Annotated in this window: 25 protein-coding genes; 11 read left to right on the plus strand and 14 right to left on the minus strand. The window is 72.8% G+C overall.

The window, feature by feature from the left end; all coding sequences use genetic code 11:
* Nucleotides 1–3: 3 nt before the first annotated feature.
* From DBP14_RS27825 to DBP14_RS27860, 8 genes are all read right to left on the minus strand, one after another.
* On the minus strand, nt 4–1,803 hold the full coding sequence (locus tag DBP14_RS27825) for a glycoside hydrolase family 15 protein (RefSeq protein WP_129309849.1): 1,800 nt from the start codon (nt 1,801–1,803) through the stop codon (nt 4–6).
* A gap of 179 nt (nt 1,804–1,982) precedes the next feature.
* On the minus strand, nt 1,983–2,285 hold the full coding sequence (locus DBP14_RS27830) for a hypothetical protein (RefSeq protein WP_129309850.1): 303 nt from the start codon (nt 2,283–2,285) through the stop codon (nt 1,983–1,985).
* Nucleotides 2,282–2,836: a SigE family RNA polymerase sigma factor gene (locus DBP14_RS27835; RefSeq protein ID WP_241741293.1), complete on the minus strand. Its 555-nt coding sequence runs from the start codon at nt 2,834–2,836 to the stop codon at nt 2,282–2,284. Before DBP14_RS27835 ends, DBP14_RS27830 begins: the two co-directional genes overlap by 4 nt.
* Nucleotides 2,837–2,844: 8 nt before the next feature.
* The gene (locus tag DBP14_RS27840) at nt 2,845–4,386 is read right to left on the minus strand and encodes a sodium:solute symporter (protein WP_129309852.1); all 1,542 of its coding nucleotides are present in this window, start codon (nt 4,384–4,386) and stop codon (nt 2,845–2,847) included.
* Nucleotides 4,387–4,817: 431 nt separating this feature from the next.
* Nucleotides 4,818–5,684, minus strand: coding sequence for an SURF1 family protein (locus tag DBP14_RS27845; RefSeq protein WP_164992419.1), 867 nt, complete (start codon nt 5,682–5,684; stop codon nt 4,818–4,820).
* Between the two features lie 16 nt (nt 5,685–5,700).
* On the minus strand, nt 5,701–5,934 hold the full coding sequence (locus DBP14_RS27850) for a hypothetical protein (RefSeq protein WP_129309854.1): 234 nt from the start codon (nt 5,932–5,934) through the stop codon (nt 5,701–5,703).
* Between the two features lie 115 nt (nt 5,935–6,049).
* Nucleotides 6,050–7,036: a DEDDh family exonuclease gene (locus tag DBP14_RS27855; protein WP_129309855.1), complete on the minus strand. Its 987-nt coding sequence runs from the start codon at nt 7,034–7,036 to the stop codon at nt 6,050–6,052.
* A gap of 246 nt (nt 7,037–7,282) precedes the next feature.
* A complete protein-coding gene (locus tag DBP14_RS27860) occupies nt 7,283–7,909 on the minus strand; it encodes a TetR/AcrR family transcriptional regulator (protein WP_129312123.1) in 627 nt (208 codons plus the stop codon).
* 128 nt (nt 7,910–8,037) lie between these two features.
* Here DBP14_RS27860 and DBP14_RS27865 point away from each other — a divergent pair, with 128 nt between their 5' ends.
* The 6 genes from DBP14_RS27865 to DBP14_RS27890 all read left to right on the plus strand — a co-directional run bounded on the left by DBP14_RS27865 (nt 8,038) and on the right by DBP14_RS27890 (nt 14,341).
* Complete coding sequence (locus tag DBP14_RS27865; protein WP_129309856.1) at nt 8,038–8,859, plus strand: acetoacetate decarboxylase family protein; 822 nt, start codon at nt 8,038–8,040, stop codon at nt 8,857–8,859.
* A complete protein-coding gene (locus DBP14_RS27870) occupies nt 8,859–9,743 on the plus strand; it encodes an SDR family NAD(P)-dependent oxidoreductase (RefSeq protein ID WP_129309857.1) in 885 nt (294 codons plus the stop codon). Before DBP14_RS27865 ends, DBP14_RS27870 begins: the two co-directional genes overlap by 1 nt.
* 85 nt (nt 9,744–9,828) lie before the next feature.
* A complete protein-coding gene (locus DBP14_RS27875) occupies nt 9,829–11,127 on the plus strand; it encodes an amidohydrolase family protein (RefSeq protein WP_129309858.1) in 1,299 nt (432 codons plus the stop codon).
* 62 nt (nt 11,128–11,189) lie between these two features.
* Entirely contained in the window at nt 11,190–12,416 is a 1,227-nt protein-coding gene (locus DBP14_RS27880; protein ID WP_129312124.1) for an amidohydrolase family protein, read from the plus strand.
* A 24-nt stretch (nt 12,417–12,440) separates the two neighbouring features.
* Complete coding sequence (locus tag DBP14_RS27885; RefSeq protein WP_129309859.1) at nt 12,441–13,151, plus strand: VIT family protein; 711 nt, start codon at nt 12,441–12,443, stop codon at nt 13,149–13,151.
* Nucleotides 13,152–13,276: 125 nt separating this feature from the next.
* Nucleotides 13,277–14,341 carry a zinc-dependent alcohol dehydrogenase family protein gene (locus tag DBP14_RS27890; protein ID WP_129309860.1) on the plus strand — a complete coding sequence of 355 codons (1,065 nt, stop codon included), beginning with the start codon at nt 13,277–13,279 and terminating at the stop codon, nt 14,339–14,341.
* 18 nt (nt 14,342–14,359) lie between these two features.
* Here the strand turns inward: DBP14_RS27890 and DBP14_RS27895 are convergent, their stop codons facing one another.
* A complete protein-coding gene (locus DBP14_RS27895) occupies nt 14,360–15,742 on the minus strand; it encodes a CoA transferase (protein WP_129309861.1) in 1,383 nt (460 codons plus the stop codon).
* Nucleotides 15,743–15,944: 202 nt separating this feature from the next.
* On the opposite strand from DBP14_RS27895, the gene moaA reads away from it, so the two are divergent.
* A complete protein-coding gene (moaA, locus tag DBP14_RS27900; RefSeq protein WP_241741294.1) occupies nt 15,945–16,934 on the plus strand; it encodes a GTP 3',8-cyclase MoaA in 990 nt (329 codons plus the stop codon).
* 67 nt (nt 16,935–17,001) lie between these two features.
* Here the strand turns inward: moaA and DBP14_RS27905 are convergent, their stop codons facing one another.
* Together DBP14_RS27905 and DBP14_RS27910 are read right to left on the minus strand one after the other, a co-directional pair.
* A complete protein-coding gene (locus DBP14_RS27905) occupies nt 17,002–17,220 on the minus strand; it encodes a hypothetical protein (protein ID WP_129309862.1) in 219 nt (72 codons plus the stop codon).
* Nucleotides 17,221–17,414: 194 nt separating this feature from the next.
* Entirely contained in the window at nt 17,415–17,786 is a 372-nt protein-coding gene (locus DBP14_RS27910) for a DUF3099 domain-containing protein (RefSeq protein ID WP_241741049.1), read from the minus strand.
* 243 nt (nt 17,787–18,029) lie between these two features.
* Here DBP14_RS27910 and DBP14_RS27915 point away from each other — a divergent pair, with 243 nt between their 5' ends.
* Entirely contained in the window at nt 18,030–18,317 is a 288-nt protein-coding gene (locus DBP14_RS27915) for a GlsB/YeaQ/YmgE family stress response membrane protein (protein ID WP_129309864.1), read from the plus strand.
* Nucleotides 18,318–18,393: 76 nt separating this feature from the next.
* Here the strand turns inward: DBP14_RS27915 and tyrS are convergent, their stop codons facing one another.
* The 3 genes from tyrS to DBP14_RS27930 are packed head-to-tail and all read right to left on the minus strand — an operon-like array spanning nt 18,394 to nt 22,633.
* Nucleotides 18,394–19,662, minus strand: a complete 1,269-nt coding sequence (tyrS, locus tag DBP14_RS27920; protein ID WP_129309865.1) for a tyrosine--tRNA ligase — start codon at nt 19,660–19,662, stop codon at nt 18,394–18,396.
* A gap of 56 nt (nt 19,663–19,718) precedes the next feature.
* The gene (locus DBP14_RS27925) at nt 19,719–21,113 is read right to left on the minus strand and encodes a metallopeptidase TldD-related protein (protein ID WP_129309866.1); all 1,395 of its coding nucleotides are present in this window, start codon (nt 21,111–21,113) and stop codon (nt 19,719–19,721) included.
* Nucleotides 21,110–22,633, minus strand: coding sequence for a TldD/PmbA family protein (locus tag DBP14_RS27930; RefSeq protein ID WP_129309867.1), 1,524 nt, complete (start codon nt 22,631–22,633; stop codon nt 21,110–21,112). The genes DBP14_RS27925 and DBP14_RS27930 overlap by 4 nt, the downstream gene beginning before the upstream one ends.
* 249 nt (nt 22,634–22,882) lie before the next feature.
* On the opposite strand from DBP14_RS27930, the gene fabG reads away from it, so the two are divergent.
* The 3 genes from fabG to DBP14_RS27945 all read left to right on the plus strand — a co-directional run bounded on the left by fabG (nt 22,883) and on the right by DBP14_RS27945 (nt 24,883).
* Nucleotides 22,883–23,587, plus strand: coding sequence for a 3-oxoacyl-[acyl-carrier-protein] reductase (gene fabG / locus DBP14_RS27935; protein ID WP_129309868.1), 705 nt, complete (start codon nt 22,883–22,885; stop codon nt 23,585–23,587).
* A gap of 5 nt (nt 23,588–23,592) precedes the next feature.
* Nucleotides 23,593–24,360 carry an enoyl-ACP reductase FabI gene (fabI, locus tag DBP14_RS27940; protein ID WP_129309869.1) on the plus strand — a complete coding sequence of 256 codons (768 nt, stop codon included), beginning with the start codon at nt 23,593–23,595 and terminating at the stop codon, nt 24,358–24,360.
* A gap of 172 nt (nt 24,361–24,532) precedes the next feature.
* The gene (locus DBP14_RS27945) at nt 24,533–24,883 is read left to right on the plus strand and encodes a hypothetical protein (protein ID WP_129309870.1); all 351 of its coding nucleotides are present in this window, start codon (nt 24,533–24,535) and stop codon (nt 24,881–24,883) included.
* The last annotated feature ends 9 nt before the right edge of the window (nt 24,884–24,892 follow it).

A 24,892-nucleotide genomic window follows, 5' to 3' on the forward strand; every position in this document is an offset into this window, starting at 1 on the left:
CCCCTATCCTGCCTTCCCGTCCCCGCCGCCGAACAGGGCGAGCGAGGTGTTCACCAGGGCGATGTGGCTGAACGCCTGCGGGAAGTTGCCCACCTGGCACCCGCCCACCGGGTCGTACTCCTCGGCCAGCAGCCCGACGTCGTTGACGAGCCCGGCGAGCCGGTCGAACAGCTCGCGCGCCTCCTCCGTACGGCCCGTCAGGTGCAGGGCGTCGGCGAGCCAGAACGAGCAGGCGAGGAAGGCGCCCTCGCCGGTCCTCGGCAGGCCGTCTACGACCGGGCCGTCGGGGTCCGTGTCGTAGCGGCGCAGGAAGCCGCCGTGGCCGAGGTCGGCGCGGATCGCGTCGACCGTGCCGGCGACGCGCGGGTCGTCGGGCGGCAGGAAGCCGACGCGGGGGATCAGCAGCAGCGCGGCGTCCAGTCCGGCCGAGCCGTAGTACTGGGTGAAGGTGTTGCGTGCGGCGTCGTAGCCCTTCTCGCACACCTCGCGGTGCACCTCGTCGCGCAGCGTGCGCCAGCCCTCCAGGTCACCCCGCAGGTCCGGGTAGCGTTCCAGGGTGCGTACGGCGCGGTCGGCGGCCACCCACACCATCACCTTGGAGTGCACGAAGTGACGCCGGCCGCCGCGCACCTCCCACAGCCCCTCGTCCGGCTGCCGCCACGCCTTCTCCAGGAACCCCAGGAGCGCGCGCTGCAGGGACCACATGTGCGGCTTGGTGGGCAGTCCGGAGGCGCGGGCCAGCCACAGGGAGTCCATCACCTCGCCGTACACGTCGAGCTGGAGCTGGTCGACGGCGCCGTTGCCGGTCCGCACCGGCGTCGAGCCCGCGAACCCGGTCAGCCAGGGCAACTCGGTCTCCGGGAGCCGTCGTTCGCCCGCCACGCCGTACATGATCTGCAGGTCCGCCGGGTCGCCCGCGACGGCGCGGAGCAGCCAGTCGCGCCATGCCTCGGCCTCGTCCTGGTAGCCGGCGGCCAGCAGGGCGTTGAGGGTCAGGGTGGAGTCGCGCAGCCAGCAGTAGCGGTAGTCCCAGTTGCGCACGCCGCCCGGCTTCTCCGGCAGCGAGGTGGTGGGGGCGGCGACGATCCCGCCGGTCGGGGCGTAGGTGAGGGCCTTCAGGGTGATCAGGGAGCGCACGACGGCGTCCCGGTACGGCCCGTCGTAGCGGCAGCGCGCGGCCCAGCGCCGCCAGTCCGTGACGCTGGTGCGCACCGCCTCGTACGGGTCGATGAGCGGGGGCCGGGGCTCGTGCGAGGGATGCCAGGTGAGCACGAACGCCACCTGTTCGCCGGGTTCGACGGTGAACTCCGAGTGCGTGCCGAAGTCCTCGCCCCAGGTGCGCACGGCCGGTTCGGACCGCAGCCACACGGAGTCCGGTCCGGCGACGGCGACCCGGTGGCCGTCGGAGCGGCGCATCCAGGGGACGACCGAGCCGTAGTCGAAGCGCAGCCGCAGCGTGCTGACGACGGTGACGCGCCCGCTGACCCCCTCCACGACGCGTACGACGTCGGGGGCCCGCTCCCGCTGGGGCATCAGGTCGGTGACGCGCACCGTGCCCTCGCCGGTCTCCCACTCGGTGTCGAGGACCAGCGTGTCGCTCCGGTAGGCGCGGCGGGTGCAGGTGTCCGCCCCCTTGGGGGCGATCCGCCAGTGGCCGTTGTTCTCGTCGCCCAGGATCCTGGCGAAGCACGCGGCGGAGTCGAACCGGGGCAGGCACAGCCAGTCGATCGAGCCGTCCCTGCCGACCAGGGCCGCGGTCTGTTCGTCACCGATGAGGGCGTAGTCCTCGATACGCGCGTTCACGGGGTGCGGCTTCCCGGAGTGGGAGGGGGCCAATCAGGTGGTGGGCCGGGGGAGTGACGGGGACCGGACGATCATCCGGGGGGACCCGGCACCGGCCCGGGGAGTGACGGTCGGGGACGATCACTCCGGGGGACGCTGGACACGGGACGCCGGGCCGGGGGGTGCCGGGTTCGGGACGATCAGCCCGGGGCGCCGGACGCCGGGCCGGGGGGTGCCGGCGCGGAGACCGTCGCCCCCGGTCCCGAGAAGACCACGCCCGGGCCGGACGGCGCCCGGTTGAGCACCCACAGGCCGATCAGGACCGCCACGGCGAAGACGACCGCGACGAGGACGGCGAGGACGAGACGGCGGCGGCGTTCGCGGCGCAGCCATTCCCCGCGGGCCGTGCGGTAGGCGTCGGGGGCGGCGTGCACCCCGCCGGCCAGCGCGGCGAGCGCGTCCGCGAGGTCCCGCTCGGTGCGGTCAGGGCCGGTGTCGTTCATCGCCGGGCCTCCATCGCCTGGGTCAGGGCGGCGATGCCGCGTGAGGTGTGGGTCTTGACCGAGCCGCAGGAGATGCCCATCGCCGCGGCGATCTCGCTCTCCTTCAGGCCGAGCCAGTGCCGCAGCACCAGCGCCTCGCGCTGCCGGGCGGGCAGCTGCTGCAGCGCGCCGATCAGTACGCGCTGGTCGTCGTGGAGCAGCGCGGTGCTCTCGGCGGAGGCCACCGGCTCGGGCACCGGCTGCTCCTCGTGCCGGCGGGCCACCTGGAGGTGGCGTATCCGCATCCGGGTCAGATTGCAGACGGTGGAGCGCAGATAGGCCTCGGCGGCCTCGGTGTCCCTGAGGCGCCGCCACTTGCGGTAGATCTGGTAGTACGCCTCGGCGACCACGTTCTCCGGGTCGTCGGCGCCGAGCAGCACGGCGAGCCGCAGCATCGAGGTGTAGTGCCGCTCGAACAGCCGGGCGACCCCGGCCTCGCGCTCCACGTCGGCCGGGTCGGCGGCCGCGGGGGCCAGGGATGCCGGCGCGGGCGTGCCGGCGCCGGGTCTCAGGTGCTGTCTCACGGGTTGTTCGCTCCCGTCTCGGGGCGCCGCCGGACGGTCAGGCGCGCGGGCAGGTCGGTCAGATCGGCGCCGCGCGGGACGCCCAGCCGGGCCAGAACCGGGGTCGTGGCCACGGCGACGAGCAGGTTGAGCGCCAGGGCGAGGAGACCCGCGTAGACGGCGGGCGCCCCGCTGCCCAGCGGAACGATCGGCGAGAAGCCCTGCCGGACCACCAGGAACGTGCCGGCCAGCATGCCCGCGCCCCAGCCGGCCAGCAGCGCCCGCGGATGCAGCCACCGGGTGTAGAGGCCGACCGCCACCGCCGGGAAGATCTGCAGGATCCACACCCCGCCGAGCAGTTGCAGGTTGATCGCGTCCTGGTCGCGGAGCCCGAACACGAACGCCACCGCGCCCACCTTCGCGGTCAGCGACACCGTCTTGGCGATGCGCACCTGCCGTTTGGGCGTGGCCGTCGGGTGCACGTACTCGACGTAGACGTTGCGGACGAAGCTGGTGGCGGCCGCGATCGACATCACCGCGGCCGGCACCAGCGCGCCGACCGTGATCGCACCGAACACCAGCCCGGCCAGCGGCCCGGGCATCAGCCGGTCCACCAGCATCGGTACGGCCGCCTCCGCGTTGCCCTTGGGCGCCCGCACCCCGGCGGCGAGGGCCGCGATGCCGAGGAAGCCGAACATCGCGAGCAGCCCGATCCAGGCGGGCAGGGCCACGGTCGTCCGGCGCAGGGTCCGCGGGCCGTCCGCGGCGAAGCCGACGGTCAGCACGTGCGGGTACATCAGCAGGGCGAGCGCGGAGCCGAGCGCGAGCGTGGCGTACGCCGGCTGCTGTGCGGGGGTGAGCAGCAGCGCGGGCCCGCCCAGCCGGCGCGCCGCCCCGTCGAACACGCCGCCCGGGCCGTGGAAGCGCTCCAGGACCAGCCAGGTCACGGCCGTGAGGGAGACGAAGACGGCCACGGCCTTCAGCGCCGAGATGACGGTAGGCGCCCGCAGCCCGTGCCGGTACGTGGCCACCGCGAGCCCCGCGAACAGCGCCACCATCACCAGGTCCCCGGTCGCGCCCCGCGGGTACACGCCCCCGGCCGCGAGCACGGCCCGGATGCCGAGCAGTTGCAGCGCCAGGTACGGCATCGTCGCCAGGATGCCGGTCAGCGCGACGACCAGGGCGAGGGGCGGGGAGCCGTACCGGCCGCGCACGAAGTCGGCGACGGTGATGTAGCCGTGCCGGCGGGCCACCGTCCACAGCCGGCCCAGCAGCACGAAGGCGAGCGGGCACATGATCACCGTGTACGGCACGGCGAAGAAGGCGGGCGCGCCGTTGCCGTAGGCCAGGCCGGGGATGGCGGTGAAGGTGTAGGCGGTGAACATCGTGCCGCCCAGCAGCAGCCAGATCCAGCCCGTGCCCAGGCTGCGGTCGGCCAGCGCCCAGCCCTCCAAAGACGGCAGCCGGTCGCTGGGGCGTAGCCGGCGCGCGGTCACGGCGAGCAGCGACGCCCCGCCGATCACGGCGAGGAAGGTCGCCGCGGTGGCGCCATCGGCCATGGGTCACCGTCCCTGGTTGTGCCCTCCCCGGAGAGTTGCGCGGGGGCCGCGTCCGGAGGACAGGAAGCCGGCGGGTGCTCGCGGCGCGCGCCACGGCCCGGCCCCCGGCGGGGCGCAACTCTTCCACAGACCGGCGGCCGGGGGGAGGGGAGCGCAGGTCACGGCACGGTGGGGTCGCCGGTGGCTACGGTGTGTCGTGGGCGCGGGGACGGGCTCTGGCGGCTCTGGCGCGGTCGGCGAGCTTATGCCGGGCGGGCTGACTGACGGGTGGCTGGGCGGCGGTCAGACCGTGGCTTGTTCGCGCGTGGCCCGTCCAACTAGTGGCGACCGTGGCTTGTTCGCGCGTGGCCCGTCCAACTAGTGGCGACCGTGGCTTGTTCGCGCGTGGCCCGTCCAACTAGTGGCGACCGTGTCCCGTCCGATCGTGCCCGTCAGACCGTGGCCTTGTCCGTCTCCGCCGGCCCTGCCGGCCCCGGCGTCTCCGCCGTGTCCTCGGGCGTCTTCTGGGCCGCCTTCTCCTCGCGGTCGCGGATCTCGCGGCGCAGCAGGAACCACCAGCCGACCGGTACCGCCGCGGCGAACAGCCACCACTGGAGCATGTACGCGTAGTTCAGCGGGGCGTCCTCGCTGCCGGGGTCGGAGATCTGCTCCGGGGAGCCGCCCTTGGGCTCCGGCGCGATCTGCTCGACGTAGCCGCCCAGCACGCGTGCGTGCAGCCGCCGGGCTTCCTCCGCGCTGTTGATCAGCATGATCTGCCGGTCGGGGAGGCCCTGGACGTTCTTGATGCCGCTCGCCGCGGTCGTCTCGTCCGCCATCAGCCGGCCCTTGATCGTGGTCCGCCCGGCGGGCGGCGCGGGGATCTTCGGGAACGCGGTCTGCGCGCCGTTCGCGGGGATCCAGCCCCGGTTGACCAGCAGCACCTTGCCGTCGTCGAGGACGAACGGGGTCAGGACGTGGAAGCCGACCTGGTCGTCGGAGTTGGTGCGGCGCCGGACCACCTGTTCGTGGGCGGTGTCGAAGGTGCCCGTCGCGGTGACCGTCCGGTACTTCTCGGTGCGGGTCACGGCGTGGCCGGGGGAGGACAGCTCCTCGACCGGGACCGGCTTGGCGTGCAGCGCCGAGGAGACCAGGTTGTTGCGTGCGGTGCGCTCGTCGTACCGGTGCCCCTGCCAGAAGCCGAGCCTGATCATCGTCGGGATCAGCGCGATCGCGACGAGGGTGAGGATCACCCACTGGCGGCTCAGCAGGAAGCGGTAACGGTGCACCCCACGACGGTACCTCCGGGTCGTGGGGCGCATGCGCGCGGGTACCGGGTCACACCCGGTCCACGACCCCCGTCTTCCCGTCGGCCCGGGCGCAGTGCGCGCCGCAGTACCAGGTGCCGTCGGCCTCCACGCCCTGGCCGATGATCTGCACCCGGCAGTGCTCGCAGATGGGGGCCATGCGGTGGATCGCACAGGAGAAGCAGTCGAAGACGTGCACCGCGCCCTGCGCGTGCACCTCGAACGTCATTCCGTAGTCATTGCCGCAAACTTCGCATTTCGCCATGCGCCACAGGGTGAGCCGTCACCGGTGCCCGGGCGAGCGGGCGCCGGGCGAGTCGCGCGGCAATCACCCATCCGTACGGTCGACCGCCTTCGCCCTGTCAGCCGTGCCGGCGCTGTCAGCCGTCGGCGGGCTCGACGTCCCTCAGGAGCTGCCCGAAAGCCGCCTCGTCCACGATCGGGGTGCCGTACTGCCGCGCCTTGACGGTCTTCGAGGTGCCCGCCCCGGGGTCGTTGGTGACCAGCAGGCTGGTCAGCCGGGACAGGCTCGTCGCCACGTGCAGCCCGGCCTCGACGGCCCGGTCCTCCAGCAGCTCCCGGTCGACGGAGGTGTCGCCGGAGAATGCCACCCGCATGCCCTGTTTGAGTCGTTTGCCCTCTTCGTAGCGGCCCGGGTTGGGGTGCGGGCAGGCCGGGCGCTTTCGGGACGGCCGCCAACTGCCCGGCCGGTAGCCGCCGTAGCCCCCGCTCGCCTGGTGGCCGATCCGGGGCGTGTCCGACCACTCCGTCAGCGGCCGGCACTCCAGCAGCGGCAGCCGTACGCCGCTCGCCGCCGCGCTGCGCAGGCTGGGCCGGAACGCCTCCGCGAGCACCCGCGCGTCGTCCAGCGCGTGGTGCGCCCGCTGCTGGACGACCCCGAAGTACGCCGCCAGCGACTCCAGCTTGTGGTTGGGCAGCGGCAGCCCCAGCTCCTTGGAGAGCGCGATGGTGCACAGCCGCTGCCGCACCGGCGCCTGGCGCTTCGCGCGCGCGTACTCCCGCGCGATCATCTGCCAGTCGAAGACCGCGTTGTGCGCGACGAGGACCCGGCCGTCGAGCCGGGCGGAGAACTCCTCGGCGATGTCCGGGAACAGCGGCGCCCCTTCGAGCGCCTCACTCGTCAGACCGTGTATCCACACGGGTCCCGGATCGCGCTCCGGGTTGACCAGCGTGTACCAGTGGTCCTCCACCTCGCCGCGCGCGTCCAGCCGGTAGACGGCCGCCGAGATGATCCGGTCGTCCCGGGCCAGGCCGGTGGTCTCCACGTCAACGACCGCGTATCCCTGGGGATACGCGGCCGGCCACTGGGTGGGGGAGGACACTGCGGTCGCACGGTCGTCGAGCATGGTCACTGAGGATACGGGCCACGACTGACAGCCCCGCCCCCCAGGTACCGGCTGGGCATGAACTGTCGTACACGTGGACGCCTTTCACGGGCGTACACGCGCGTGTGTGCGGTCACCGCCGGCGCCGTGCGCGGCTCCGCGTGTGTGCGGTCCACCTCCGGCTCCACCCCCGCTCCGCGCGTGTGGGCAGGCGCCCGCCAGGCAGGCGCCCGCCGGGCACCACGCGCGTGGGCTCGGGCCCGCCGGTCAGCCTCCGTCCCCCGCGAGCAGCCCCCGCACCAGGGCCCGTACCGACGTCATGAACAGCCGGTCCGCCGCCGGCGGGCGGGACAGTGCACGGGCCAGGGCCGGGTCGTCCCCGGCTGCCTCGGCACGCCACAGCTCCTCGCCGCCGGGATGCTGCGCCGGGGCGCGCTCCCGGTTCCGCTCGACCAGCACATGGCCGACGACCTGGAACTGCACGGCCCGCACGAACTCGGCCGCCCGCCCGCCGCGCAGCCCCGCCGCGTGCGCCTCGCGCACCAGGGCCTGCTGGGCCGGCAGGAACATGCGGTCGGTCAGCCCGCGTTCGTGCACCAGCGCCACCAGGTGCGGGTGGTCGCGCAACTGCCGGCGCAGCGCCCGCGCGACGGAGACGACCCGCTGCTCCGGCGTACGCCCGCGCGGACGGATTTCACCGAGGTCGGCCACCGTGCGCTCCACCAGGGCGTCGAGCAGCGCCTCGCGGCCCCCGACGTGCCAGTAGATCGACGTGACGGCGGTGCCCAGCCCGGCGGCCAGCCCGCGCATGGTGAGGGCGCCCGGACCCTGCCGCTTCACCAGCTCCGCGGCGGCCGCCAGCACCTCCTCGCGGGACAGCGCGCCTCTCGCCATGTTCATCCCCCTCGCACCTTTTCGTGCGGCCGTATTTACCCGGCACGGACTCTGCTGTAACTGTGTTACAGGTGACGGTTCGTCAGCTACCGGCGGGCGGGGCCCCCGGGAGAAGGGCGGTACGGCGTATGGCACGCGTACGGTACGGCGCACGGACCGAGCGGGAGAGAGCCGCCACCCGCACCGCGAGCGCACGGCTCCCCGACATCTGGTCCACCGGTGTGGTGGCCGTCTGGGAGACCGACCCGGACGCGGTCGCAGCGGTGCTCCCACCCCCGCTCAAGCCCACCGCGCGCCCCCTCGCGCGCGTGAACATCAGCAAGGTCGACCTGCCCGGATACCCGCTGGGCGCGGGCTCCTTCGCGGTCGCCGCCGCCCACGGCGCGGTCGACGGCTGGTACCCGCTGGTCATGCCGATGACCCACGAGCGCGCCCTCACCGGTGGCCGCGAGGTCTTCGGCGAGCCCAAGAAACTGGGCGAGGTGACGCTCGACCGCGACGCGTCCGGCCTGCGCGCCGCGCTGGGCCGCCACGGCATCGACTTCGTGGAGGTGTGCGGCACCGTCGACGGCGACCTGCCCCTGCCGGAGCCGTCCCGCAAGACCGACTTCTACTTCAAGTTCCTGCCCGCCGTCGACGGGTCCGGCTTCGACGGCGACCCCTTGCTGGTGCACTGCGTCCGCCACGAGAGGACACGTCGGCTGCGACGGGTCACCGGCGAGGTCGTGCTGCGCGAGTCCCCCTACGACCCCGTGGCCGACCTCCCGGTGCTGCGCCTGCTGGACCTCACCCTCGGCGAGAAGACCAGCGACCAGAGCGGCCGGGTCGTCGAACGCGCCGACGCGCGTGCCCTGCTGCCGTACGTCCACCAGCGCTACGACGACCCTCTTCAGATCCTCGACGCGCCCCCGGAGCAGGCCTCCGAGGCACCGTCGGAAGGGAGTCACTGATGGACCTCCGCGCGGGACAGGTGGCCGTCGTCACCGGAGCGGCGAGCGGCATCGGCCTCGCCATGGCCCGGCGGTTCGCCGCCGAGGGACTGAAGGTCGTCCTCGCCGACGTCGAGGAGACCGCCCTGGACAAGGCCGCCGCCGACCTGCGGGCGACGGGCGCCGACGTGCACGCGCGCGTGGTCGACGTCGGCGTGCGCGAACAGGTCGTCGCTCTCGCCGAGTCGGCGTACGACACCTACGGCGCCGTGCACCTGCTGTGCAACAACGCCGGGGTCGGCTCCGGCGCCGAGGGCCGCATGTGGGAGCACGAGCCGAACGACTGGCAGTGGGCCTTCAACGTCAACGTGTGGGGCGTCTTCCACGGCGTCCAGGCGTTCGTGCCACGGATGATCAAGTCGGGTCAACCCGGTCATGTCGTCAACACGTCCTCCGGTGACGGCGGCATCGCCCCGCTGCCCACCGCCTCCGTCTATGCCGTCACCAAGGCCGCCGTCGTCACCCTGACCGAGTCGCTCTACGCCCACCTCAGGGCGGAGCACGCGCGCGTGGGCGCCTCCGTGCTCTTCCCGGGCCCGCACATGCTGCGCACCGGCCTGTGGGAGTCGCACCGCAACCGGCCCGCCCGCTACGCCAAGCAGCGGCCCCGCAGAACCCCGTACCGCAGCCTCGGCCAGTGGGAGGCCGCCATGCGCGAGGCCGGCCAGGAGGTCCGCTTCACGCCCGTCGAGGACGTCGCCGACCTGGTCGTGTCCGGCGTCCGCGCCGACCGCTTCTGGCTGCTGCCCGAGAGCGAGCACAGCGACGCCCAGATCCGCGCGCGGGCCCGGTCGATGCTGGACCGCGCGAACCCGTCGTACCTCGAAGGCTTCATTCTCGACTGACTCGACTGACTCGACTGACTCGACTGACTCGACTGACTCGACCGACTCGACCGACTTGACCCAGTTGACCGACCGGGAGGCTGCCATGGCCGGCCAGGACCCGTACCTGATCATCTCCTCCGACTGTCACGCCGGGCTGCCCACCGAGCGGTACCGGCCCTACCTGGAGTCCCGCTTCCACCGGGACTTCGACGATTTCCTCGCCGGCCGCGACCGGCGGCGCGAGGAGATGACCCGGCTCGGCATCCGCAACGAGGCGTTCGCGGACAAGTGGTTCCAGGACAACGAGGAGGGCCTGCGCGGCGGCTGGGACAGCGCGCAGCGCCTGAAGGAGCTGGACGGCGACGGGGTGGCCGCCGAGGTCGTCTTCCCCGACGCCGACGCGGTGGACAGCCGGACGGCGGCTCCCTTCGGCGTGGGCCTCGGCCTGTCCGGCGACCACGACCCCGAACTGGGCATGGCCGGCGCCCGCGCCCACAACCGCTGGCTCGCGGAGTTCGTCTCCGAGCACCCCGAGCGGCACTGCGGAGTCGCCCTGCTGCCCGTCACCGCCGAGACCGGCGCCGTCGTCGCCGAGATCCACCGGGCCCGGGAGTCCGGCCTCGGCGCGCTGATGATCCCGGCCATGTGGGCCGGCAAGGAGCCGTACCACGACCGCCGTTACGACCCCGTGTGGGCGGCGGCCGCCGAGTGCCAGATGCCCGTGCTCACCCACTCCGGCGCGGCCCCGAGGGACGAGTACGGCGACCACCTCGGCATCTACGTCAGCGAGGTGACCTGGTGGCCCGCCCGCCCCCTGTGGTTCCTGCTCTGGTCCGGCGTGTTCGAACGCCACCCCGGGCTGCGGTTCGGGGTCGCCGAGTCGGGCTGCTGGTGGCTGCCGAACCTGCTGTGGTTCATGGACCGCCTCTACCTCGGCGCGCACGGCGGCAAGAAGCTCTCCCCGTTCCAGGAGCTGAAACGCGCGCCCCACGAGTACCTGGACCGGCAGGTGTTCGTGTGCGCCACCAACACCAAGCGGCGCGAACTCGCCCAGCGCTACGAGATCGGCGTCGACAACATCCTGTGGGGCAGCGACTTCCCGCACCCGGAGGGCACCTGGCCCGACACGCGCGCGTGGCTGCGCCGCACCTTCCACGACATTCCGGTCGCCGAGACCCGCCGCATGCTGGGCCTGGCCGCGGCCGAGGCGTTCGGCTTCGACGTCGGCAGGCTGACCCCGCTGGCCCACCGCATCGGCCCGACCCCCGCCGACCTCGGCCAGAGCGCCGACCAGACGGCCGTGGAAGACTCCTGGGCCCGCTCCCGCGAGGTGGGCCGGCACTGGCTCACCGGCCACGACTTCCCCGTGCTGGGGCCCGCGCCCACGGAGGCGGACCGGTGAGCACCGACGACCGGAACGGCGACGACCGACACGCCCCCGACCGGCACGGCGACGACCGACCCATCGACGAGCGGTACACCGTCATCTCCGCCGACTGCCACGCCGGCGCCGACCTCCTCGACTACCAGCCCTACCTGGAGCGCCGCTTCCACGACGACTTCGACGCCTGGGCGGCCACGTACGTCAACCCCTACGAGAACCTGCTCGCCGACTCCGCCGACCGGAACTGGGACTCCGGGCGGCGGCTGGCGGAGCTGGAGGCGGACGGGATCGTCGCCGAGGTCGTCTTCCCGAACACCATCCCGCCGTTCTTCCCGTCCGGCTCGCTCATGGCCCCCGCCCCCACCGCCGGGGAGTTCGAGCGGCGCTGGGCGGGCCTGCGCGCCCACAACCGCTGGCTCGCGGACTTCTGCGCCGCCGCGCCGGGCCGTCGGGCGGGCGTCTTCCAGATCCTCCTGAACGACGTCGAGGAGGCCGTCGCGGAGATCCGCCGGTGCGTGGCGGCCGGCCTGACGGGCGGTCTGCTGCTGCCCGGCACCCCGCCCGGCTCCGGCCTCCCCGAACTCCACGCGCGCGTGTACGACCCGATCTGGGCGGTCTGCGCCGAGCTGGGCGTCCCCGTCAACCACCACGCCGGGTCCGCCTCCCCGCCGCTCGGCGACGAACCGGCCGCCCGCGCGGTCTTCATGGTCGAGACGACCTGGTTCTCCCACCGCGCCCTGTGGCACCTCGTCTTCGGCGGCGCCTTCCGCCGTCACCCCGGCCTGCGGCTCGTCCTCACCGAGCAGGGCTCCGGCTGGATCCCCGGGGTGCTCGACATGCTGGACTACTACCACGAGCGGCTGGTCGCCTCCGCCTCCCGGGCCGACACCGCGGAGGCCAAGTTCGGCGTCGGGCTGGCCGACGGCATGGGCGGCCCGCCCTCCCGGGTGTGGCGGGACAACTGCTTCGTCGGCGCCAGCTTCATGCGCCCGCACGAGGTCCCGCTGCGCGACCGCATCGGCGTCGACAAGATCATGTGGGGCAGCGACTACCCGCACGACGAGGGCACCCACCCCTACACCCGCGAAGCCCTCCGCTTCTCCTGCGCGGGCGTCCCGCGCGCGGAGCTGGCGGCCATGCTCGGCGGCAACGCGGCCCGCGTCTACGGCTTCGACCTCGCCTTCCTCGACGCCGTCGCGGCCAAGGCCGGCCCCACGGTCGCCGAGATCGCCGAGCCGCTCGACGAACCGCCCCCCGGCGCGACCAGCCCGGTCTTCGCCCGAGGAGCGTCGGTACGCGTCTGGTGACACGCGGGGTGCCATCCTCCGTCTGTGACCGAACCGACCCACGAGGAGAACCACGGGGGCGCGCTCGCCGCCCGGCTGAACTGGCTGCGGGCCGCCGTGCTCGGCGCGAACGACGGCATCGTCTCCACCGCGGGCATCGTCGTCGGCGTGGCCGGGGCCACCGACGACCGCGCCGCCCTGCTCACCGCCGGCCTCGCCGGACTGCTCGCCGGGTCGATGTCCATGGCGGCCGGCGAATACGTCTCCGTGTCCACGCAGCGCGACTCCGAGATGGCCGCGCTGGCCGTGGAACGCCGGGAGCTGAGGGAACAGCCGGACGCCGAACTGCGGGAACTCACCGAACTGCTCCGCGCGCGCGGCCTGTCCCGGGAGGTGGCCCGCGAGGCCGCTGAGCAGCTCACCGCGCGGGACGCGCTGCGCGCCCACGCCAGCGTGGAGCTGGGCATCGACCCCGACGAGCTGACCAACCCCTGGCACGCCGCCTGGGCGAGCTTCGTGGCCTTCACTGTGGGCGCCCTGCTGCCCCTGCTGGCCATCGTCCTGCCGTCCGCCCACTGGCGGCTGCTCGTCACCGTGCTCTCCGTGCTCGCCGCGCTCGTCATCACCGGCTGGAGCAGCGCCCGGCTCGGCGCGGCGGCCCCGGGCCGGGCGGTCCTGCGCAACGTCCTGGGCGGCGCGCTCGCCATGGCCGTCACCTACGTCGCCGGCAGCCTGCTGGGAGCGGCCGGGGTGTAGTCCCGCAGGTCCGGGGGCGCCCCGCGCGTCGCGGCCCCGGCCCGGCGCGGCGTACGGTGAGGTGCGCCCGACCACCCCCAGGGCACACCGCACCACTTCGCACGAGCACGAGAAGGACCCTCGCCATGCGCGCCACCACCATCCACGCCCCGTACGACATGCGCGTGGAGGACGTCCCCGACCCGGTGGTGCAACTGCCCACCGACGCCGTCGTGCGCGTGCTGCGCGCCTGCGTCTGCGGCAGCGACCTGTGGGCCTACCGCGGCGAGGCGGCCCGGCAGCCGGGGCAGCGCATCGGCCACGAGTTCCTCGGGATCGTCGAGGAGACCGGCTCGGAGGTGGGCACCATCCGCACCGGAGACCTGGTCGTCGCGCCCTTCATGTGGTCCGACGGCGTCTGCGACTACTGCCGCGAGGGCCTGACGACGTCCTGCGAGCACGGCGGCTTCTGGGGCTCCGTCGGCTACGACGGCGGCCAGGGCGAGGCGGTGCGCGTGCCGTTCGCCGACGGCACCCTCGTCCGGCTGCCCAAGGAGGCCGCCTCCGACGACCATCTGCTGTCCGCGCTGCTGACCCTCTCCGACGTCCTGGGCACGGGCCACCACGCGGCGCTCGGCGCGGGCGTCCGCCCCGGCGCCACGGTCGCCGTCGTCGGGGACGGCGCCGTCGGCCTGTGCGCCGTGCTGGCCGCCAAGAGGCTGGGCGCCGAGCGGATCATCGCCCTGGGCCGGCACGCGGTGCGGACCGACATCGCGCGCCGCTTCGGTGCCACCGACGTGGTCGCCGAGCGCGGGGAGGCGGCCGTCGAGGCCGTGCGCGCCCTGACCCGCGGCCAGGGCGCGCACGCGGTCGTCGAGGCGGTCGGCACCGAGCAGTCGATGCGGACGGCCGTCGAGATCACGCGCGACGGCGGCGCGATCGGCTTCGTCGGCGTCCCGCACGGCAGCGGCACCGGCCTGGACCTCGGCGTGATGTTCGACCGGAACATCGCCCTGCGCGGCGGCGTCGCCCCCGTCCGCACCTACATCCCCGAGCTGCTGCCCGACGTCCTGTCCGGCACGATCGACCCCTCCCCGGTGTTCGACATGACCGTCGGCATCGAGGACGTGCCCGAGGGCTACAAAGCCATGGACGAGCGGACGGCGCTCAAGGTGCTGGTGACGAACGGCACGCATCCCACCCGGGGTTGAGCCACTGGGCGTACTGAATCAACGTTGATTCCAGCGGGCGGGGTCCGAGCCCCACGGCACCGGCGGGCGCGCCCAGTCCGTGGGCCCGCCGGCGAAGGACACGGGCGGCAGGGCATGCCGCAGCTCGCCCAGGGGGCCGGCCGTCTCCGTCACCCAGGCGTCCGGACCCTCGTACGAGGTGCCCGGGACGGGATCCGGCCGGAGTCCGCCCGTCAGCCACTGCGCGGTGCGGGCCAGAGCCAGCCGGACCGTCCGGCCCCCGCCGTCGTACGACCGCTCGGTCAGCGCCCGCAGTACGGCCGCCGCCAGCAGGTATCCGGTGCCGTGGTCCAGCGCCTGGGCGGGCAGGGCGCCGGGCCGGCCGTCCGTACCCTCGATGGCGGCGATGCCCGTCGCGACCTGCACGAGGCTGTCGAAGCCGCGCCGCCCGGCCCACGGCCCGTGCGCGCCCCACGCCGACACCTGCGCGACGACCAGTCCCGGCCGCCGCTCGGCCAGCGCCTCCGGGGAGAGGCCGAAACGGTCCAGGGCGCCCGGCCGGTACCCGGTGACCACGACGTCCGCCGAGGCCAGCAGCTCCTCGAAGGCCGCCCGGTCGGTGTCCAGATCGAGCAGCGCCGAGCGCTTGCCGAAGCCCGTGTCCGCGTGCTGGTCGGCGAGTTCGGGCAGCCGCGGAGCGTCCAGGCGGAGCACGTCGGCGCCCAGCAGGGCCAGCGTGCGGGTGGCGACCGGGCCGGCGAGGACGCGGGTCAGGTCCAGGACCCGCAGCCCGGCGGCCGGCAGCAGGGGAGAGGCGGGAGGGACTGTGGCCGGGAGCGTACGCGCGCGTGCCGGGGCCGTCCGTTCCCGCTCGACCAGCGGCCGTGCGGCCACGGCAGCGGCCTGCGCGTGCCCGGGCCACTCCTGTGGGGTGCGCAGGGCCACGGCGAGCCCGCCGGCGCCGTACACCGACTCCTCCACCTCCAGCGCGGGCAGTTCGCCGATCCGGCCGGCCACGTCCTCCACCGAGGCGTCCTCCGCCAGGCCCAGCGCACCGAGCAACCGGGCCCGGTGGTGGGGGTAGTTGGCGTGGGTGCGGACCCAGCCGTCGGCGGCCGGCCAGAACCGGGACAGCGGCGCGAAGGAGACCGGCGTCCGCCCGTCGATCCGCACCAGCCGCTCACTGTGGAAGGCGGCGGCGACCGCCCCGTCGTCGACGCGCACCTCCGGCACCTCGGCGAGCCCGGCCCGGCGAGCCCCCAGCTCGGCGGCGGCCAGCGCGCACGCCCCGACGCAGGCGCGGGCCAGTTCCCGGACGGGAAGGCGGGCGGCGAGGGCGCCCTCCCGCGGCACGGTGGTGACCCGCGCGAGAAGGGCAGGGTCACCACCGAGAGCGGACCATGCGCTCGTGATTCCAGTCATGACTTCACTATGCATGATTGATGCAATCAACATTGATTGAATCAATATGAGGTCTCGCGTCGTAGGGTCCTACGACGAGCCCGTCCCCCACCTCGTCGGATCGGGCCGCTCTCGATGTCACTGGTCTCACGTAGGCTCACAGGTGACGGAGACCACCTGCGTGGCGGAAAATGGAGTGATCCGGAAGAGGGAGGGGGCCGACGTGCTCATCGACACCTACGGCCGAGTGGCCACCGACCTGCGGGTCTCACTGACCGACCGGTGCAACCTGCGCTGCACGTACTGCATGCCCGAAGAGGGCCTGCAGTGGCTGGCCAAGCCCGACCTGCTCACGGACGACGAGATCGTCCGCCTCATCGACATCGCGGTCCGCCTGCTCGGTGTCGAGGAGGTTCGCTTCACCGGCGGCGAGCCCCTGCTCCGCCCCGGCCTCGTCGGCATCGTCGAGCGCGTCGCGGCCCTCGCCCCGCGCCCCCAGATGTCCCTCACCACCAACGGCATCGGCCTGCGCCGCACCGCGACCGCCCTGAAGGCGGCGGGCCTGGACCGGGTCAACGTCTCCCTGGACACCCTCCGCCCGGACGTCTTCAAGGCCCTCACCCGTCGCGACCGCCACAAGGACGTCCTCGAAGGACTCCAGGCCGCCCGCGAGGCCGGCCTCACCCCGGTCAAGGTCAACACCGTCCTGATGCCCGGCCTGAACGAGGACGAGGCCCCCGACCTGCTGGCCTGGGCCCTGGAGCACGACTACGAACTGCGCTTCATCGAGCAGATGCCCCTGGACGCCCAGCACGGCTGGAAGCGCGAGGGCATGGTCACCGCCGGCGACATCCTCGCCTCCCTGCGCACCCGCTTCGACCTCACCCCCGAGGGCGCGGACGAGCGCGGCTCCGCCCCGGCGGAGCGCTGGCTGGTCGACGGCGGCCCGTACCGGGTGGGCGTGATCGCCTCGGTCACCCGCCCGTTCTGCGCGGCCTGCGACCGCACCCGCCTCACGGCCGACGGCCAGGTCCGCACCTGTCTGTTCGCGACCGAGGAGACCGACCTGCGCGCGGCCCTGCGCTCCGACGCCCCGGACGAGGAGATCGCCCGCATCTGGCGCCTGGCGATGTGGGGCAAGAAGGCCGGCGCCGGCCTCGACGACCCGTCCTTCGTCCAGCCGGACCGCCCGATGTCGGCGATCGGCGGCTAGCGGCCAGGGTCTGATCCGCGGTCCGATCCGCGGTCTGATCCGAGAGGGGGCCCACCAGCCGAAAGGCCTACGAGCCCTCGCGCTCCTGCCACTCCTCGAACCGGACCACGTCCTTCAGGAACCCCCGCACCCCCAGGAACTGCGAGAGGTGCTCGCGGTGCTCCTCGCAGGCGAGCCACGTCTTGCGCCGCTCCGGCGTGTGGATCTTCGGGTTGTTCCACGCCAGCACCCACACGGCGGCGCTGCGGCAGCCCTTGGCGGAGCAGATGGGGGTCTCGTCACTCACTGGTGTACTGGCTTTCCGTCTCACCGAGCCCCGTACACAAGGCGACGCCGAGCAGCCACGGGGGGAGCTGCCCGGCGTCGGTCCGTCGCTCCGACGGGGGATGCGGAGCGCGTACGCAGTATGTCACGGGTGACCCGTCGCCCGGCACTGGAACTGCATGATTGATCTGAGCTTTTCTTGAGCTTGACGGGGGATCACGTTCCGCTTTCCCGGCCCGGCGCGTCCTCCTGCGCGGCCTGCGCCGGCTCCTCCTCCGTGCGCGGCGCCGTGATCATCGGCTTGAACGGCACGGTGACGAAGGTCGACGGCAGCGACGGCGGCCGCTCCCGCCCCGCGTTCGCGATGACCACCGCGATGTACGGCAGGACCGCGCCCAGCACCAGGGCCACGATCGCGACGTACCGCTCCACGTTCCACAGCGTCGCCGCGAGGATCACCGCGACGGTCCGGACCGACATCGAGATGACGTAGCGCCGCTGCCGGCCCCGGATGTCCTCGGCCAGCCCGGTCCGGGCACCGGTGATCCGGAACACCCCGGGACCGCCGTCGCGCTGCTTCCGCGTCACTGTTCCACCATCCGCCCGCATCGGACTCTCCCCCCGGCCCGCACCGTCACCCGCTCCGGCGGGGACCCGGCTCGGACACCTTCCACGGTACGCCGCGGCCGGTCCGCCGACGAGACCGGGTCGCCCCCCGCCTGCGGGAACGCCGGGCCCGCTCCCGCATCCGGGGGAACCCGACGTGCGCCGTCCGATGGGCGCACCCAGACTGGCCGTAATGCTCACGTCGAGCCGTACGAGGAGGCAGCCATGGGCTGGTTGTGGGCGATCATCGTGGGATTCGTGCTGGGCATCATCGCCAAGGCGGTCATCCCCGGCAAGCAGCACAGCCCCCTCTGGCTGACCACCATCTGCGGCATCCTCGGCGCCATCGTCGGCAACGCCGTCGCCCGCGCCGCCGGTGTGGAGGCGACCCCGGGAATCGACTGGAGCCGGCACATCTTCCAGCTGGTCGCGGCGATCATCATCGTGGGCGTGGTCGACATGCTCTACATGGCCACCCTGGGCAAGCACAAGCGGCAACGGCAGCGGGCCTGAGGAACGGCCGGACACGGCGAAGGGCGGCTCCCCGCGCGGGAAGCCGCCCTTCACTGTAATTGCGTGTGCTTGTGGCTCAGGCGGAGCCGACCTCGACCGCCGCCAGGTTCTTCTTGCCGCGCCGCAGCACCAGCCACCGCCCGTGCAGGAGGTCCTCCTTCGCCGGGACGGCGTCCTCGGCGGCGACCTTCACGTTGTTCACGTAGGCACCGCCCTCCTTGACCGTCCGCCGCGCGGCGGACTTGCTGGCCACCAGGCCGACCTCGGCGAACAGGTCCACCACCGGGGCCGGCTCGGCGACCCGGATGTGCGGCACCTCGGCCAGCGCGGCGGCCAGCGTCCGCTCGTCCAGCTCCGCGAGCTCGCCCTGGCCGAAGAGGGCCCTGGACGCGGCGATCACGGCGGCCGTCTGGTCGGCGCCGTGCACCAGCGTGGTCAGCTCCTCGGCGAGGGCCCGCTGCGCGGCCCGCGCCTGCGGACGCTCCTGGGTCTGGCGCTCCAGCTCCTCGATCTCCTCGCGGGACTTGAAGCTGAAGATGCGCAGGAACTTCGAGACGTCACGGTCGTCCGCGTTCACCCAGAACTGGTAGAACGCGTACGGCGTCGTCATCTCGGGGTCCAGCCAGACAGTGCCGGACTCCGTCTTGCCGAACTTCGTGCCGTCCGCCTTCGTGATCAGCGGCGTGCCCAGTGCGTGCACCACGGCGCCCGGGTCGACCCGGTGGATCAGGTCGGTGCCGGACGTCAGGTTGCCCCACTGGTCGCTGCCGCCGGTTTGCAGCGTGCAGCCGTGACGCCGGTACAGCTCCAGAAAGTCCATCCCCTGCAGGATCTGGTAGCTGAACTCCGTGTAGCTGATGCCCGCGTCGGAGTTGAGCCGACGGGAGACGGCCTCCTTGGCGATCATCTTGTTGACGCGGAAGTGCTTGCCCATGTCGCGCAGGAACTCGATGGCCGACATGCCCTGGGTCCAGTCGAGGTTGTTGACCATGATCGCCGCGTTCGGACCCTCGAAATCGAGCAGCGGCTGGATCTGCGCACGCAGGCGCTCCACCCAGCCGGCGACGACCTCAGGAGAGTTCAGCGTGCGCTCGGCCGTCGGTTTGGGGTCGCCGATCAGGCCCGTGGCACCCCCGACCAGGCCCAGCGGGCGGTTGCCCGCCTGCTGGATCCGGCGCATCGTGAGAATCTGCACGAGATTCCCCAGGTGCAGGCTGGGCGCGGTCGGATCGAACCCGCAATAGAACGTGACAGGGCCGTCCGCGAACGCCTTGCGCAATGCGTCCTCGTCCGTGGAGAGGGCCAGGAGCCCGCGCCACTTCAGCTCGTCGACGATGTCCGTCACGGTTCTCGTGTCTCCTCGGTGATCTTCGGGCAGTCGGGTGACAGCCGACTACGAGGTTATACGCCCTGGCTGACAGAGCTCATGTTGAAATCGGGGATCCGCAGCGCGGGCATCGCGGCCCGCGTGAACCAGTCGCTCCACTCGCGCGGCAGCGTCTTCTCCGTCCGCCCCGCCTCCGTGGCCCGGCCCAGCAGGTCCACCGGCGACTCGTTGAACCGGAAATTGTTCACCTGCCCGGTCACCTCGCCGTTCTCCACGAGGTAGACGCCGTCCCTGGTCAGCCCGGTCAGCAGCAGCGTCGCCGGGTCGACCTCGCGGATGTACCACAGGCAGGTCAGCAGCAGCCCGCGCTCGGTACCGGCGACCATCTCCTGGAGCGAGCGGTCCGTCCCGCCGTCCAGGATCAGGTTCCCCGGCGCCGGGGCGACCGGCAGCCCGGTCAGCGCGGCACTGTGCCGGCTGGTCGTCAGATGCCGGAGCACGCCCTCGTCGATCCACTTGGTGGCGCGTACGGGCAGCCCGTTGTCGAACACCGACTGGTCGCCGTCGGAGGAGTGGGCGACCGCGAACGACGGGCACTCCAGACCGGGCTCGTCCGGGTCGCTGCGCAGGGTCAGCGGCAGCTCGGAGAGCCGGTCGCCCACGCGCGTGCCCCCGCCGGGCTTGGAGAACACCGTGCGACCCTCGGCCGCGTCCCGGCCCGAAGCCGACCACATCTGGTAGATCAGCAGGTCCGCCACCGCGGTCGGCGGCAGCAGCGTCTCGTAGCGGCCCGCGGGCAGCTCCAGGCGCCGCTCGGCCCACCCCAGGCGTACGGCCAGCTCGGCGTCCATCACTCCCGGGTCGACGTCCTTGAAGTCCCGCGTGGAGCTGCCGGCCCACGCCGATCGCGTCCGGTCCGGGGACTTGGCGTTCATCTCCAGCGTGCCGGTCGGCTGGTCGTGCCGCAGCCGCAGGCCCGTCGACGTGCCCACGTACGTCGACACCAGCTCGTGGTTGGCGAAGCCGTACAGCTCCCGGCCGCCCGCACGCGCGCGTGCGAACGCCTCGCCGAGGGCCGGGGCGAAGTCCGCGAACACGGCGGACGAGGTCTCGGCGGGCACGTCCGCGAAGTCCGGCGACTCGGGCACCCCCGACACCAGCGGCCGCGCGTCCTCGGCCGCTCCGGCCCCGCGCGCGGCGGCCTCCGCGGCGCGTACCAGCGGCTCCAGCTCCTCCGCGGTCACCGCGGACCGGGACACCACACCGGAGGCGGTGCCCTCCTTCCCGTCCACGGTGGCGATCACGGTGAGCGTACGGCCGCGCGTCACGCCGTTCGTCGTCAGCGCGTTGCCCGCCCAGCGCAGGTTGGCGGTCGACTCCTCGTCGGCGATGACGACACAGCCGTCGGCGGTGGACAGCTCCAGGGCCCGCTCGACGATCTCGTGCGGCTTGCTGCTGCTGGCGCTCATCGACCGGCCTCCTGCGTGGTGTTCAAGATGTTGACGCCCTTGAAGAGGGCGGAGGGGCACCCGTGCGACACCGCCGCGACCTGCCCCGGCTGGGCCTTGCCGCAGTTGAAGGCGCCGCCCAGGACGTACGTCTGCGGACCGCCGACGGCGGCCATCGAACCCCAGAAGTCGGTGGTCGTGGCCTGGTAGGCGACGTCCTTCAGCTGACCGGTGATCCGGCCGTTCTCGATCCGGAAGAAGCGCTGCCCGGTGAACTGGAAGTTGTACCGCTGCATGTCGATCGACCAGGACCGGTCCCCGACCACGTAGATGCCCCGGTCGACACCCCCGATGAGGTCCTCCGTGGACAGCCCCGCCGGATCCGGCGCCAGCGAGACGTTGGCCATGCGCTGCACAGGCACGTGCCCGGGGGAGTCGGCGTACGCGCACCCGTTGGACCGCTCGAAACCGGTCAGCCTCGCGATCCGGCGGTCCAGCTGGTAGCCCACCAGCGTGCCGTCCTTCACCAGGTCCCAGGACTGCGCCTCGACGCCCTCGTCGTCGTAGCCGACGGTCGCCAGGCCGTGCTCGGCGGTCCGGTCACCGGTCACGTTCATCAGCTCGGAGCCGTACTTGAGCTTGCCCAGCTGGTCGAAGGTGGCGAAGGACGTGCCGGCGTAGGCGGCCTCGTAGCCGAGGGCCCGGTCCAGTTCGGTGGCGTGCCCGATGGACTCGTGGATCGTCAGCCACAGGTTGGACGGGTCGACGACCAGGTCGTACAGCCCCGGCTCCACGCTCGGCGCCCGCATCTTCTCCGCCAGCAGCTCCGGGATCCGCTCCAGCTCGGCGTCCCAGTCCCAGCCGGTGCCGGTCAGGTACTCCCAGCCGCGGCCGACGGGCGGCGCGATCGTGCGCATCGAGTCGAACTCCCCGCTCGACTCGTCCACCGACACCGCCGTCAGCTGCGGGTGCAGCCGCACCCGCTGCTGCGTCGTCACGGTCCCGGCCGTGTCGGCGTAGAACTTGTTCTCGTGCACGGTGAGCAGCGAGGCGTCCACGTGGTTCACGCCGTTCGCCGCGAGCAGCCGTGCGCTCCAGTCGGCCAGCAGCGCGGCCTTCTCCTCGTCCGGCACGGAGAACGGGTCGATCTCGTACGACGAGATCCACGTCCGTTCGGCGTGCACCGGCTCGCCGGCCAGCTCCACCCTCTCGTCCGACCCGGCCGCCCTGATCACCTGGGCGGACAGCTTCGCCATCGCCACCGCCTGCGAGGCGACCTTCGCCGCGGCGGCGAGGCTCAGGTCCACACCGGACGCGAAACCCCACGTCCCGCCGTGCACGACCCGCACCGCGTACCCCAGGTCGGTGGTGTCCGACGACCCGGCCGGCTTGGCGTCCCTGAGCCGCCAGGACGCGCTGCGCACCCGCTCGAACCGGAAGTCGGCGTGCTCCGCCCCGAGCGCACGCGCGCGTGCCAGCGCGGCGTCGGCCAGGGACCGTAGCGGAAGCGCCGTGAAGGCTTCGTCGATCGTATGAGGCACCGAGGTCTCCCTGCTGTCGTGTCCTGTCGGGTCCGATCATGTCGCGGGACCGGCCCGGCGGACCACAGGTTTGGGTGTGCCACCGGCTCTTTCTGTAGGGACCCGACAGTGACGCCCGCGAGCCACTGTCGGTGCCCGCTTGCCCTCCGCGGCGGCGCTACCGATAGGTTTTCGATGAAGCCGCCTGCCATCGAAGGTGTCCGGGCGGGTTGTCGGACCGCTTCAAGCCGCTATCGAAAGGGTGATCCGTTGAGCCGCTCGGTTCTCGTCACCGGAGGAAACCGGGGCATCGGCCTCGCCATCGCCCGCGCGTTCGCCGACGCCGGCGACAAGGTCGCGATCACCTACCGCTCGGGCGAGCCGCCGGCCGGCTTCCTGGCGGTCAGGTGCGACATCACCGACCCGGAGCAGGTGGAGCAGGCCTACAAGGAGATCGAGGACCAGCACGGCCCGGTCGAGGTCCTCGTCGCCAACGCCGGCGTCACCAAGGACCAGCTGCTGATGCGCATGTCCGAGGAGGACTTCACCTCGGTCATCGACACCAACCTCACCGGCACCTTCCGGGTCGTCAAGCGCGCCAACCGCGGCATGCTGCGCGCCAAGAAGGGCCGGGTCGTCCTGATCTCCTCCGTCGTCGGCCTGCTCGGCTCGGCGGGGCAGGCGAACTACGCCGCCTCCAAGGCCGCCCTGGTCGGCTTCGCGCGCTCCCTCGCCCGTGAGCTGGGCTCGCGCAACATCACCTTCAACGTCGTCGCGCCCGGTTTCGTCGACACCGACATGACCAAGGCGCTCAGCGAGAAGCAGCGTGAGGGCATCGTGGCCCAGGTGCCGCTGGGCCGGTACGCGCAGCCGGAGGAGATCGCCGCCGCGGTGCGGTTCCTCGCCTCGGACGACGCCTCGTACATCACTGGAGCCGTCATTCCCGTTGACGGCGGACTGGGAATGGGTCACTGATCACCATGAGCGGAATTCTCGAGGGCAAGCGCATCCTGGTCACGGGTGTGCTGATGGAGTCCTCCATCGCCTTCCACGTCGCCAAGCTGGCCCAGGAGCAGGGCGCCGAGATCATCCTGACCGCGTTTCCGCGGCCGACCCTGACCGAGCGCATCGCCAAGAAGCTGCCGAAGCCCGCCAAGGTCATCGAGCTGGACGTGACGAACGAGGAGCACCTCGGGCGGCTGGCCGACGTCGTCGGCGAGGAGCTGGGCGGCCTGGACGGCATCGTCCACTCCATCGGCTTCGCCCCCCAGGACGCGCTCGGCGGCAACTTCCTGAACACGCCGTTCGAGTCGGTCTCCACCGCCATGCACGTCTCGGCGTTCTCCCTGAAGTCGCTGACCACGGCGTGCCTCCCGCTGATGCAGAACGGCGGCTCGGTCGTCGGCCTCACCTTCGACGCCCAGTACGCCTGGCCGCAGTACGACTGGATGGGCCCGGCCAAGGCCGCCCTGGAGGCCACCAGCCGCTACATGGCCCGTGACCTCGGCAAGCAGAACATCCGCTGCAACCTCATCTCGGCCGGCCCGATCGGCTCCATGGCCGCCAAGTCCATCCCGGGCTTCAGCGACCTGGCCGCCGTGTGGGACACCCGCTCCCCGCTGGAGTGGGACCTGAAGGACCCCGAGCCGGCCGGCCGCGGTGTCGTCGCCCTGCTCAGCGACTGGTTCCCGAAGACCACCGGCGAGATCATCCACGTCGACGGCGGTCTGCACGCCATCGGCGCCTGAGCGCCACCCCCACTCCACGGCGGAGGCCCACACCCCCTTGGTGTGGGCCTCTGCCCGTTCCGGGCGTCACCCGAACGGCTCACCGGCCAGGCGCGTCACGCCCCCGAGGCCGCACGCTGGAACCGCGTTCACCTCGCGCAATCCCTCGCAGCCCGGCCGAGGAGGTCCCCTTGTGCGCCTGTCCCGCAGCCTGGCCCCGGTGACCCTGGCCGCAGCCCTCCTGCTGTCCCCGCCGCACGGCGCGGCCTCCCACGCGCGCGCGAGCGACGGAAAGCCGCACGTGCCGGACCTCTTCGGCTCCTCCTGCCGTACGACCGTGCACGGCTCCCACGTGGTCGCCTACTGCCACAACCCCTATGTCGACACCGACCGCGTGAGCCTGCACATCGAGTGCGCCCGCTGGTGGGACATCGACACCGACGGCGCCGCTGTGGACGCCGGACCCGCCATGACCGTACGGCTGACCGGGCGCTGCTGGGCTGACGTCGGCTCGGCGTGGGTCAGCCACCAGAAGGTGACCTGAACCGGCCGG

The organism is Streptomyces sp. L2 (genome assembly GCF_004124325.1).
Lineage (GTDB): Bacteria > Actinomycetota > Actinomycetes > Streptomycetales > Streptomycetaceae > Streptomyces.